This window comes from Kordia sp. (assembly GCF_050633145.1).
In the GTDB taxonomy this organism is placed as follows: Bacteria; Bacteroidota; Bacteroidia; order Flavobacteriales; family Flavobacteriaceae; genus Kordia.
This window is the reverse complement of record NZ_JBOEFY010000058.1, coordinates 1-11815: the sequence shown is the minus strand read 5'-3', so window position 1 is coordinate 11815 and position 11815 is coordinate 1. Positions and strand designations below refer to the sequence as shown.

Here is an 11815-nt window from a genome sequence, read left to right as displayed (position 1 = left end):
ATAGATTGACCATCAATAATTTCCAACCAATGCATTTAAAAAAATCGCTATTTCTTGTACTTAGTATCCTTATTTTTTCGCTTTCGCTGAATGCACAAACAGATTCCTTGCAGGGAAAATCGTATGAGGAGTTGATAGCACTATATGAAACCACTGTTTTCAAAAATGCCAATAATGCAAAAATCTATGCATTGGCTGCTAATAAAATTGCTAAAAAAGAAAATGACATAGAAAAACTCGGTTGGTCAATATATCATATTGCTTATGCGAATAGCTATGTTCCATCATATACAGAATCATTGGAAGGAATTAAAGAATCAATAAATATTGCAAAACAAACAGACAACAATTTACTTTTATTTAAAAACCATAACCTAAGAGGTAATGTATTGTCAGAAACTAAAAAAGAGTTTGCAGCCATTGAAGAATATGATATTGCTAAAAAATATGCGGCCTTGACAAATAATCCGTTAAACATAATTGTTGCTAATGTAAACATTGCCTTTATTAAAAAAATCCACAAAGATCACGAAGAAGCTATTGCTTTATTTGAAGAAAATTTAGCACTTCTTGATGACATCATAACTTCTGACCCAAAAAAAGAAACCTATAAAAAACAAATTCTATTCAATCTTGCCGATTGTTATTTGCGAATCAAAAAACCAAAAGAAGCTGCTAAATACAATAATTTAGCGCTACATATATCGAACGAAAAAGATTCTCCATTACTTCATAATGTGTTGTTAATGAACAAAGCAATAATTAATTATCAAAACAAGGATTTTGATACATCTATCGCTATTTCAAAAAAAACTGAAAAATACTTTAAAAGTATACATAATGAAGACCAATTGGTAACACCTTATTTTTATTTAGGGAAAAATTATTTTAAAAAAAATGAATTTAAAGTTGCTATTAAATATTTAGAAAAAGCAAATGATATTATTACTAGAAAAAAAATTGCCTACAGTGATCAAAAAGAAGGTTATGAAATACTATATAAATGCTATAAAAAATTAGGAGATTCTGAAAATGCTGACAAGAATTTTGAGCTATATTTAGTATTAGATAAAAAAACGGATAGTATAGATTTAAGCGTAAATAATAAGATCCATAAAGAACATGATATTGTCCCTTTACAAAAGGAAATCGCTCTTTTAGACACTACAAATCAGAAACAAAAAACACGTGCAAAATACCTATATATATCATTAGCCTTTTTATTTTTTATACTTGTTGGTTTCTTTATTTGGTTTAAAGGAAAACAACGACAAAATAAATTGCGCTTTCAGAAATTACTAGTTACAATAGAAACTTTAGAGAAACCCAAAGAAAAAATTGTATCTGAAAAGATCATAAACAAAGAAACAACTAGTCCTGTCACAGATGAAAATGCATTACAAATCTTAAAAGCTTTGGAGGCTTTTGAAGAGAAAGAATTGTACTTACGCCAAGATTGCACACTTGGATATGTAGCAAAAAAGGTGAAAACAAACACATCTTACCTGTCAAATGTGATCAATACTTACAAAGAAAAATCATTCAAATCCTATCTTTCTGAATTACGCATCAATGCAGCTTTAGTACAACTTAAAAATGATGACAAATTACGCTCCTACACCATCAAAGCCATTGCGGAAGAATTTGGTTTTAAACGTTCTGAAACCTTTTCAAGAGCTTTTAAAGCACAAACAGACATATATCCATCCGTATACATAAAAAACCTTGAAGATCAATACAATAAGTAGTGACATTTTATAAAACATCACCTCTAAATGCTGTTTTTTCCATAAACTTTTCAGATATTCCATATCGTTAAACTAAACACACACCATTATGAAAACTTTAAAATTAAAGAAGGTAAAAATTTCTAGCATAACAAATCCATACTTATTATACGGTGGTGCGGAGCAAGCTGCTTCTAATAATGATAAAACAGTACCAAATACTATTCATTGTGAAACGCAAGATGAAGCAGATTATACTTGTACTACTCAGACAAATGGAGGGGGAACTGTAGGAAGAACTGGAGCAGCCTCAAGAAATCGACAAGCAAATCAAAACTAAATAAAACACACCTAACCAATACATTTTTAAGAGCCTTCATTTTATATAATGAAGGCTCTTTCCTATTAATTAACAATTACTTTATATTATTATTTTCATTTCTTCGTTATCTTTATAAGGTAATTTCCCCGTAAATTTCTACAGTTGTATTTTTTGTTAACTAAAAAATTTTAGATCATGAAAAAACAAAAGTTAGAATTACACAAATTGACATTAACCAAGTCAAAAATTGCAGAACTCAACAAACTAAATGCTAAAGGAGGTTGGGGCACTGAATCTACAAATCCATTTTGTATCGCAACAGGCTACTATGACGATACCTGTGATGTAAGTGCAAACTGTAGTGCTGCCAATCAATGCGGAGGCACAAATGGATGTCCAAGTGCAGCATGTCCACCTCCAACACTAACACGACAGCTGATCTCTTGTTATGAAGATTGTTAAGAAAGTATAGTATCCCTAAAAACCTCTCTAATGTATTTTTATTAATTATTAAATATTTAAATCATGAAAAAACAAAAGTTAGGATTAAACAAGTTAAGTTTAACAAAGTCAAGAATTGCAGAATTAAACAAGTCAAATGTAAAAGGTGGTGGCGCATCTACAGCTCCACATTGCATTTTTACAGGACCACCAACTGGATGTGTAGTCACAGAAAATTGTCCTGGAGGAGGAACTGGCACACGCAACTGTCAAACAAATGATCCAACATGCAATACGCAGGCAATTTTATCGTGTCTTTTTGCTTGTTAAGAAATAATACCATTTACAATTTGAAATTACTATAAAAGTAAAGCCTCAAAGTATGTATACTTTGAGGCTTTTATCATGAAAAAAAGAAATATCAACTTATTTCTTTATGTCTTATTTTCTACTAAATACTTCTCGTAATTGATAGAAGATTCGTTGCATTACGGTCAATTCTTCTACAACAATTTCTGCTGTTCCTTCCATTTCTTGTTTAAAATCAATTGGTTTTTCAAAAGAACTATTCAATGAATCTACTTTTAAATAGGCTACATACATTGCTGGTCCACCTTGAGCACTTAACTGTGGTACACCCGAAATATTAATAATTTCTCCCGACAAGCTTCCCCATTCTTGGTATGGATAACTATCTAGTTTAATTATTACACTTTGTCCAACTTTAATTTTCCCCGAATTCGTTACAGGAAACGAAACACGTCCAATAATACCTTCTATTTTATCTGGAATTACAGTAAATAAATCTTGCCCTATATTCACATTTTGGTATTTTGACCAAATATCAAATACAGTAACTTCTCCCTTTATTGGCGATTTTAACACAAACTGTTGTTCCCATTGTAAAATTTGATTCTCTAAATCTTGCTTCGCCTGCTCTAAATTTTGATCGGTAGAAATTTCCGAACTCTTATCGCCCACAGATGCTTGACGAAAGTTATTTTGCAAGGTTAAAATAGAACTTTCATCGTTTTCTATGGCAGACAACAATGCTTCATTGGAACGTTTTGCACTGTAGTACATATTTTCTCGTTCTTTATACCTAAGCTTTGATTCAATTCCTTTATTATACAAACGCTTAAACGTCTCATAATCCTTTCGGGCATTTTCTAATTCCTTTCTTTGTATCTCAAGTTGATTCTTACTATTTCGCAATCTATTACGAACTCTACCCAACTGCAAACTTATGTTTGCTGCTTGGTTTTTGTCATCACTAAAAATTGTATAGTTTAAATATGTCAAGTATTGTGCTCTAAATTGATTGTAAGCAGGCTGTACAGACCCTAGCTTTAATTTTGTTGGAAGTACATAGGCTAACGAATCAAAGTGACTCTCCTTAGGTTTAAAATCCTCCAATGTTTTTTTCAATAACTGAATATCTTCAAAGTTTGCCGTATTTTCAATTACAGCCAATACTTCGTCAGCTTCTACCTTTTGTCCAGCTTCTACAAAAATACTCGTTAGTTTTCCTGAAGCTTTTGCAGTTAAATGCGCAGGCGGATTTTCAGAAGTAATTGTAACCCTTGCTGGTATAATATCATTATAGCTCAATAAGGACGAACCTACTATGAACATAATAACAATAAGAAACACCACCGAAATTCCCCATTGAATTACCCAATTTGGTGCCTGGCCAAGAATTTCCTTGACCTGATCGGAACGTTCGTCAAGATCATTAATTTTCTTGCGTCTTTCCTCTTTCTTTTTTTCTTCCTTTTTTTCGTCTTTCTTCTTAGCCATATTAGTTTCCTAGCTCTAATTGATTTTTTACTAATGTGTAATATGATCCGCGTTTTGCGGTTAACTCTTCGTGATTTCCTAGTTCTATGATTTTTCCTTTATCAAGTACTATAATCTGATCTGCATTTTTTACCGTACTCAAACGATGCGCTACCACAACTACTGTTTTTCCTTTATAGAACTCCTGAAGGTTTTCCATAATAACTTTCTCATTATTCGCATCTAAAGCACTGGTTGCTTCATCAAAGAAAATATACTTCGGATCTTTGTATACAGAACGTGCAATTAAAATACGTTGCTTTTGTCCTCCAGAAACATTTACACCACTCGATCCAATTTTGGTATTGTATCCTGATGGCAATTCTTCAATAAACTCTTCAATATTAGCAACTTTTACAGCGTGAATTAAACGTTGCTTATCAATAATTCCTTCTGAATCTGATTCCGTAATATTTCTTGCAATAGTATCTCCAAATAAGAAACCATCTTGCATTACCGAACCACATGCTTTACGCCAATATTTTGTACTAATATCTCCTAACTTATGCGGACCAATGTGAATAGCACCTTCGTTAAAATCATAGAATTTCAATAATAACTTAATCAAAGTTGTTTTTCCACTACCACTGGCTCCTACAATAGCTGTTACTTTTCCTTCTGGAATATCTACTGTTAAATCGTCTAAGATTAGTGGTGAACTTTTTCCTCCATAACGGAAACTTGCATTGGTAAGTTTAATCGTTTTATCTTCTGGTAATTCTTTGATACTTTCTTCAAAACGATCTTCTTCATCATCTTTGTTGTGAATCTCAGACAAACGCTCTAAACTAATTTTTGCATCTTGTCCAGATTGAATGAACGTAATGAAATTGTTAATTGGTAAATTTAATTGCCCAATGATATACTGTACCGAAAGCATCATACCTAATGTAAACATCGGATCGTCAATTACAGATGTCGCCGCAATGTAGGTAATGATGATATTTTTAAGCTCGTTTATAAATCGTCCTCCCGTATTTTGTGTCTGCGAAAGTGCCAATCCTTTAATGGAAATTTTGAATAAACGTACTTGAATTGCTTCCCATTCCCAACGTCTTCTTCGTTCCGAACCGTTCAATTTAATTTCTTGCATTCCAGAAATTAACTGATACAAACTACTTTGGTTATCTGAAGATTGATCAAATCGTTTGTAATCGAGTTCTGCTCTCTTTTTCATAAACAACAGCGTCCAACCAATATACAAAGCAGAACCTACAAAGAATACGGTAAATATTTGCATGTTGTAATATGCCAATACACCTCCGAAAATGAACATATTAAATGCAGAAAACAGCGTATTTAAAGTTGTAGACGATAAGAAACTCTGAATTCTGTTATGATCGTATATACGTTGTATAATATCTCCCGTATTTTTAGAATCGAAAAAGGCAATGGGCAATCGCATCAACTTAATTAAGAAATCGGAAATCAAGTTGATATTAATCCGGCTGGTCATGTGTAATAATATCCAACCCCGAATCAACTCGACGGTCGTTTGCGATATAAAAAGTGTTAGCTGCGCAATTAACATCAAAAATACAAAATTGGCATTTTGATAATTAATACCATAATCCACCACGGATTGGGTTAAAAACGGAAATATCAATTGCAGCAAACTCCCGACCAGTAATCCTAAAATTAACTGAAGAATGTATTTTTTATACGGTTTAAAATACCAGAATAAGAACCTAAATCCATATTCCTTTTTTTCTTCTTTTTCTAATTCATAAAACTCTGGAGTCGGCTCTAATAACAATAGATACCCTTCTGCATTTTCTGGATCGGCATTACTACCTATCCAACCTTTTATAAAATCTTCTTTTGAATATTTTACCAAACCATGTGCAGGATCGGCAACATATACCGTATTTCTTTTTATCTTATAAACAACCACAAAGTGACGTTGTCTCCAATGCGCAATACACGGATATGGAACTTCATCAACTAAAGTTTTATAATCTACACTAACAGCCAGTGTATGCAAACCAATTTCTTCGGCAGCTTCGGCAATTCCTCCAAGTGAAACACCTTCTCTGGTAATATTTGCTTTCTTTCTCAGAAAGTCAATTGTATATGCACGTCCATAATGCTTTGCCACCATACGTAAACATGTAGGTCCGCAATCCATTTGATCTAACTGTCGGTAAAAAGGAAATTCTCTCTTTATCATTAACTTTCTTTCTAATGTAATTTATAGTTTGATTTCTGTTTTTATAGTTATTTCTCGTTTACGCTCTCATTTTTAATATTCTACACGACATTTACGATGATTCTATAAATAACTTTGGTTTTTTTCTAAAAAAAATGTCTTTTACGAGAAAAACACGTACAAATATATACTTTTATTTCATTCAAGCAAAACAAAAATTGCTTTTTTGCACGATATTTTCGTATAAAATGATATATTTGTAATGAATAAATCTAAAAAATCACCCAAATGCTCGTAAAATTCACAGTAGAAAACTATTTATCATTCAAAAATAGAACCTCTATTGATTTCACAGCATCGTCCCTCACCGAGCTGCGAAATACAAATCTTCATCAAACTTCATTGAAAAATGTTACGTTGTTGAAAAGCATGATTATATATGGAGCCAATTCTAATGGAAAGAGTAATTTATTTAAGGCACTCAATTTTGCGCGAAAGTTTATCATCAACTCATCCAAAGATTCACAATCGGACGAACCTATAGAAGTACAACCGTTTTGTTTATCGACTGAAACTATTGAAAATCCAAGCTTTTTTGAATTGGTGTTTATTCACGATACCGCTAAATATAGGTATGGTTTTGAGGTAGACGATACCGAAATACAAAAAGAATGGTTATATGTAACCACTAAGAATAAAGAACAACTCTTGTTTGAAAGAGCATTTCAAGACATTACAATTACTAAAAAATACGATGCTGCAAGTACTAACTTAACGTCTATTACACGAAAAAATGCATTGTTTATTTCTGTCTGCGCACAATTTAATATTCCAACAGGAATGGCAATTTTAAAAGCGTTGAGTAATGTGCAGTACATTTCTGGAATGCAAGATCGCTATACCATCAACTTTACCATTGATATGATGGACGATCCTACAAAGAAGAAATACATTGACAATTTTATTGCCAGTGCCGATTTAGGATTTACCGAAACAAAAGTAGAACGTTTCAAGCTTACGGAAGAAATCTTAGAGAAAGGAAATGTTCCAAAAGAGATTCGAAAAATGATTTTAGAATCCGATGAGGAAAATGTAGTCGTGAGTACCAAACACCCTATTTATGATGAAAACAATGAAGAAGTAGACAATATTTACTTCAACTTATTTGTAAACGAATCGTTGGGAACAGGGAAATATGTAGCACTTTCAGGTCCAATCATTGATACGTTAATGCACGGAAAAACTTTAATTATTGACGAATTTGACGCGCAATTGCATCCGCATTTAAGCAAAGCTATTGTAGAATTGTTCAACTCTAAAGAAAACAATCCGCATGGCGCACAACTTATTTTTGCTTCACACAATCCAGCATTAATCAATCCGAAACGAAAACTATTCAGACGCGATCAAATCATCATCACTGAAAAAGATCAATTTGGCGTAACCACTATGGAATCTTTATACGACAAGAAAATTAGAAAAGATGCTTCTTTCGAAAAAGACTATCTCGAAGGAAAATACAATGGAATTCCAGCTGTCGGAATTGATGAAAACTTCCGCTTGTTTGATGCGTAATTAGAATTTATTTTTCTTTTCGCTTTCGCGGGAATATTCAAAGTAAAATAATGCTTCTTACTACACTTTCACCTAATCGGCAAAAGTGACCTATCGTAAATTATACTTCGTAACAGCGTTCAATAAAAATATCACGCGTGTTTTTAAAATCCTTTGAGCGACTTTGCCATTGGATAAGAATAATGTAATTTTAAAACATGACTAAACCTTCAATAAAATAGGTTTGGTTATCATAGAAATAACAGAAATGCCTGTTATACATAAATTGTGTATAATTGAATAATCATACTAAAATGAAAAAAATAATTCTTGTGTTTTTTGGTTTACTAGTCCTTTCATGCAATCAAAACAAAAATGAGGTCATAGAGGAAACATCTGTTTTGAATATAAGCAAAGAAAAAGAAAAGCTTCGATATTTAAAGGAAGTAGAATGGCCAAAAGCTTACAAGGAGCAAGATACTATTTTACTTGACCGAATTTTAGGAGATGATTTTCAAATGGTAACTAATGACGGAGAATGGTCGAATAAAGCAAAACAACTTGAACGAATTAAGAAAACAGGAATGAATCACGACTCTTTCAAATATGAAATAAAGAGACTTGAAATACTTGAAAATAATACCGCAATAATTGCAGGCACCGGACACATTATAAATGATAATAAAGAATCCATTTACCAATCTAGTAATATTCTTATCAAGCGAAACGGAGTTTGGAAAGCTGTTCTATCTCATGTTTCGGGCTTTAAAGAATTAGAATAAACCACACACAATAATGTGCATAGCTAATTGCTTGCTCTTGCCTACTTTTAAAAAGACCGTCAAATTTAAAAAATTAGAGCCTGTGACATCCAAAAAGTTAGTGATTTTTTTACGTTACGTTTCATACACAAACCAATGCGCATAGCTTAACTCCAACTCTAAAAGTCGCATTATAAGTACCTTTCCAGGCTATATGTCATATAAATGACGTATGAAATACATTGCTTAAATTTGATAGAAATTAAAGATTGATTTAATCTTGCATCGAATTTAAAAAAATGAAACAACCTCAATTAGGCAAAAAAATATCAGAGTTAAGACTTGCAAAAGGCTTCACACAAACTGAACTCGCAGAAAAGTGTAATTTAAGTTTAAGAACTATTCAAAGAATAGAAGCTACAGAAGTTACACCAAGAAGCTACACTCTTAAATTACTATTTAAGAATTTAGAGTTTGATGGTTTTAGTGCAACCAATAAAGATTCTTCCGTAAATACTGAAGGTTCTTTTAATTTGAAAAAAAACGTAGTTAGAAATATATTACTCCTATTAATCGCCTCTTTAGTCACTATTCTTATTTTTAAACTTAACGCAAACTCTAAAGTGCAATCGGCTACAGAGGTTAAGGAAATCATTCAAAAAAATCAATCAAATATTAAAAGATGGATGAATAACAAGCAGGTTGATTCAGTGCTTACTATGTATAGTGATACCGCTTGTATTTTAAATTCAATATGTGGAAAAGGTCAAATTCGTCAAATCATGTTTGGTAATATTGAAAAAGGTTATGAAATAATAGACTATACTACTGTAACTATTAGTGTGGGTGATACAATTGCCGTTGAAAAGTATGAAAATATTTATACTCATAAAGGAACTACTCATAAACAGATAGGTATGATGGAATGGCATTTTATCAACGGAAAATGGTTGATAGTAAATGATCTGTTCAGAGACAACTAAAATCCGAATTTTAAAATAGTACAAATCTCAAATTATGACTAAAAGACATATCTTTTTATTACTTCTCACACTAACATTTAGTTGTAAAAACGTTACTAATGAGGATTTAGAAAAAAACAAAAGTGTCTATTTAGACAAACAATTAGAATTAGCTATTCCAGTCTGGAAATATATTGATAATAATGAATATCGATTAAATACTCTAAGTCAAAATGATTTTACACACAAAGTAGATTCAATACAAACCATTTTTACTAATCACCTCAAAATCAATAAAGGCAATTTAGATAAAAACACCTTCCATGACGAAAAGGTATTAATTAAGCTTGCGTTTGATAGACTACTATTAGAATACCCTAAATTACATAAAAGATATACTGGCAGAAGCATTGTTTTATCTGAAGGAAATCAAACTAAATTAAAGGAAAATATAAAATTTTTTAATGATGAAAAACTGCTTTCAACTAGAGAAATACAAGATTACATATCCGCTTATATAGGAATAGAATCTAATAAAAAGTTAGAAAATTCAGTTTTCAATACATTAGACAATCAGCAATTAAATGCAGATTGGAGTGTCATAGAATCAATATTTACAAATAGTAAAGTCAGTGATTTTTGGAAACACAAATACTTGTATGATCATATTGATAATTTAGGAATAAAAAATATAGATGCTATTTATTCGAGTTTTATGTCTTCTTGCAAAACTTTAGAATATTCAGAAAGTATCAGTGCCATCTATAATTCTCATAAAAAAGGTAGAGCCAATCATAGTATAGAAACCTATAAAGAAGTAGATGGTTTCAAGTTAGATATGCATCTCTTTTTACCAAATTCAGAAGAATTTAAAGGAAAACGACCTACGATAGTTCAATTTCATGGAGGAAGTTGGTCCGAAGGTAAACCAGATTGGTTTTTTAGTACGGCAGAAGCCTATGCTAAACAAGGTTGGGTAGTTGGAGTGGTTGAATATAGGATTAAAGGAAGGCAAGGCACGTATCCGTTTGAAAGTGTCAAAGATGCAAAATCAGCGATACGTTGGATGAGAGAAAATGCAAAAAAGTATCATATCGATTCTGATAAAATTATCGTTACGGGTAATTCAGCAGGAGGTCATTTATCATTGGCAACCACATTAATTGATAATTGGAATGAAAGCACAGATAATCTTGAAATAAATGCTAAACCTAATGTAATAATAGTAAATTCTGGCGTGTATGATTTAACAACCAACGCTACTAGATGGATTACTGAAAAGGTACAAAACAGAGATATTGTAAAAGAGATATCACCTAATCATTTACTAAAAAAGAGTGACGTTAAAATACTTTTAATTCATGGCGATAAAGATAGAAACTGTCCTTATGAAAATGCACAATACTTTTACACTGAAATGAAATCATTAGGAAATGATATTAAGCTACATACAGTAAAGAATGCCGAACATCTGATTTGGTATGGCAAACACGCTAGCGAAGTTTCAAAAATCACAGATGAATATATTAAAAGTCTGAATTTTTAATCAAAGACTAGTCATACACAATCACGTTATAATTAATAATGATTGAAACAGAACGAATTCTACTAAGACCTATATCAAATAAAGACAATGAACATGTTTTTAACTACAGGTCTGACTCTGAAACAAATAAACACCAAGGGTTTGTACCAAAAGAGTTAAGTGAGGTTGATAAGTTCATTGCAAAAAATCCTGCTGAATTTAATCAACCTGAATCTTGGTTTCAACTTGTTATCATTGAAAAAAGTTCTAATGAAATCATTGGAGATATTGGAGTGCATTTTATTGGAACTGATAATTCTCAGTGTGAACTTGGATGTACACTAAGCAAAAAACAACAAGGAAAAGGGTTTGCAACAGAAGCAATGAAGATTACAATTGATTATTTATTTAAAGAATTGAATAAGCACAGAATAATAGGCTCAGTAGATCCGCGAAACACTAATTCTATTCGTCTTTTGGAAAGGTTACACTTTAGAAAAGAAGCGCATTTTAAACAAAGTCTGTTTATAAATGG

11 protein-coding genes are annotated in these 11815 nt (G+C 31.7%); 9 read left to right on the top strand and 2 right to left on the bottom strand.

Features of this window, described 5'->3' with window-relative positions; all coding sequences use genetic code 11:
• Positions 1 to 29: 29 nt before the first annotated feature.
• From ACRBBL_RS22385 to ACRBBL_RS22370, 4 genes are all read left to right on the top strand, one after another.
• The gene (locus ACRBBL_RS22385) at positions 30 to 1748 is read left to right on the top strand and encodes a helix-turn-helix domain-containing protein (RefSeq protein WP_431371328.1); all 1719 of its coding nucleotides are present in this window, start codon (positions 30 to 32) and stop codon (positions 1746 to 1748) included.
• Between the two features lie 88 nt (positions 1749 to 1836).
• The gene (locus tag ACRBBL_RS22380) at positions 1837 to 2067 is read left to right on the top strand and encodes a hypothetical protein (protein ID WP_431371327.1); all 231 of its coding nucleotides are present in this window, start codon (positions 1837 to 1839) and stop codon (positions 2065 to 2067) included.
• Between the two features lie 177 nt (positions 2068 to 2244).
• Complete coding sequence (locus ACRBBL_RS22375) at positions 2245 to 2511, top strand: hypothetical protein (RefSeq protein WP_431371326.1); 267 nt, start codon at positions 2245 to 2247, stop codon at positions 2509 to 2511.
• Between the two features lie 63 nt (positions 2512 to 2574).
• Positions 2575 to 2820 carry a hypothetical protein gene (locus ACRBBL_RS22370; protein ID WP_431371325.1) on the top strand — a complete coding sequence of 82 codons (246 nt, stop codon included), beginning with the start codon at positions 2575 to 2577 and terminating at the stop codon, positions 2818 to 2820.
• A 111-nt stretch (positions 2821 to 2931) separates the two neighbouring features.
• Here the strand turns inward: ACRBBL_RS22370 and ACRBBL_RS22365 are convergent, their stop codons facing one another.
• Together ACRBBL_RS22365 and ACRBBL_RS22360 are read right to left on the bottom strand one after the other, a co-directional pair.
• Positions 2932 to 4290 carry an HlyD family secretion protein gene (locus tag ACRBBL_RS22365; protein ID WP_431371324.1) on the bottom strand — a complete coding sequence of 453 codons (1359 nt, stop codon included), beginning with the start codon at positions 4288 to 4290 and terminating at the stop codon, positions 2932 to 2934.
• Between the two features lies 1 nt (position 4291).
• Positions 4292 to 6499: a peptidase domain-containing ABC transporter gene (locus ACRBBL_RS22360; protein WP_431371323.1), complete on the bottom strand. Its 2208-nt coding sequence runs from the start codon at positions 6497 to 6499 to the stop codon at positions 4292 to 4294.
• A 267-nt stretch (positions 6500 to 6766) separates the two neighbouring features.
• Between ACRBBL_RS22360 and ACRBBL_RS22355 the strand changes: the two genes are divergently transcribed.
• The 5 genes from ACRBBL_RS22355 to ACRBBL_RS22335 form a co-directional block, all read left to right on the top strand.
• Positions 6767 to 8053 (top strand): AAA family ATPase, encoded by a 1287-nt coding sequence (locus ACRBBL_RS22355; RefSeq protein ID WP_431371322.1) that lies wholly within the window; start codon positions 6767 to 6769, stop codon positions 8051 to 8053.
• Positions 8054 to 8346: 293 nt separating this feature from the next.
• Positions 8347 to 8814 carry a nuclear transport factor 2 family protein gene (locus ACRBBL_RS22350; protein ID WP_431371321.1) on the top strand — a complete coding sequence of 156 codons (468 nt, stop codon included), beginning with the start codon at positions 8347 to 8349 and terminating at the stop codon, positions 8812 to 8814.
• Positions 8815 to 9092: 278 nt separating this feature from the next.
• Positions 9093 to 9776 carry a helix-turn-helix domain-containing protein gene (locus ACRBBL_RS22345; RefSeq protein ID WP_431371320.1) on the top strand — a complete coding sequence of 228 codons (684 nt, stop codon included), beginning with the start codon at positions 9093 to 9095 and terminating at the stop codon, positions 9774 to 9776.
• Positions 9777 to 9810: 34 nt separating this feature from the next.
• On the top strand, positions 9811 to 11301 hold the full coding sequence (locus ACRBBL_RS22340) for an alpha/beta hydrolase family protein (protein ID WP_431371319.1): 1491 nt from the start codon (positions 9811 to 9813) through the stop codon (positions 11299 to 11301).
• A 38-nt stretch (positions 11302 to 11339) separates the two neighbouring features.
• On the top strand, positions 11340 to 11815 hold a 476-nt coding region (locus ACRBBL_RS22335; protein ID WP_431371318.1), incomplete at its 3' end, for a GNAT family N-acetyltransferase.